Genomic DNA, 694 nt, shown 5'->3' on the forward strand with positions numbered 1-694 from the left:
CCGCTGGTCGAGCTTGTCGAGACCACCCCACCGCCGGCCGAGCCCCCACTCGCCGGTCGAGCCAACCCCGCTGGTCGAGCCAACCCCGCTGGTCGAGCTTGTCGAGACCACTAAGCGGCCTGTGGACAGAGAAATTCGACAGTCGAGCGGTGAGTGCATAGTTGTCGGATGACCGGCTACATGTACATCCTCGAGTGCGCTGACGGCAGCTTTTACGTGGGCAGCACCCAGAACGTGGAGTCGAGGCTCGAGCAGCACAACAGCGGTCAGGGCAGTCGCTACACGCGCTGCCGGCTGCCTGTTCGGCTCGTGTACCAACACGAATGTCCAACCATCGCAGAGGCGTACGCGCTCGAGAAGCGCGTTCAGAACTGGTCCCGCGGCAAGCGGAAGGCCCTCATTGCTGGAGATTATGAGTTGCTGCAACAACTCTCGCGCAACCGACAAGACGGGGCGTAGACGCTCGGCTGCGGTGAGGTGGTCTCGACAAGCTCGACCAGCGGCGGTTGGCTCGACCCGCCCGTGGGGCCCTTTCCGCTGATTGAGCCGGCCGCGAGCGAAGCGAGCAGCCGAGTCGAAATCACCAGCGGTGTGGCTGGGCTCGACCAGCGGGGTGAGGTGGTCTCGACAAGCTCGACCAGCGGGGTCAGCACCCGGCCCGCGCGTGGGGCCCTTTCCGCTGATTGAGCCGGCC

General features: G+C 65.4%; 1 protein-coding gene. It reads left to right on the forward strand.

Going from position 1 to position 694, the window contains the following annotated elements; all coding sequences use genetic code 11:
• Positions 1 to 168: 168 nt before the first annotated feature.
• On the forward strand, positions 169 to 459 hold the full coding sequence (locus A5785_RS13735) for a GIY-YIG nuclease family protein (protein WP_049699084.1): 291 nt from the start codon (positions 169 to 171) through the stop codon (positions 457 to 459).
• The last annotated feature ends 235 nt before the right edge of the window (positions 460 to 694 follow it).

Origin of the sequence: Gordonia sp. 852002-50395_SCH5434458, assembly GCF_001665905.1 — a bacterium.
In the GTDB taxonomy this organism is placed as follows: Bacteria; Actinomycetota; Actinomycetes; order Mycobacteriales; family Mycobacteriaceae; genus Gordonia; species Gordonia jacobaea.

Coding starts and splice junctions, on each gene's coding strand:
- A5785_RS13735 (WP_049699084.1), top strand. CDS start 169: ATGACCGGCTACATGTACATCCTCGAGTGCGCTGACGGCAGCTTTTAC.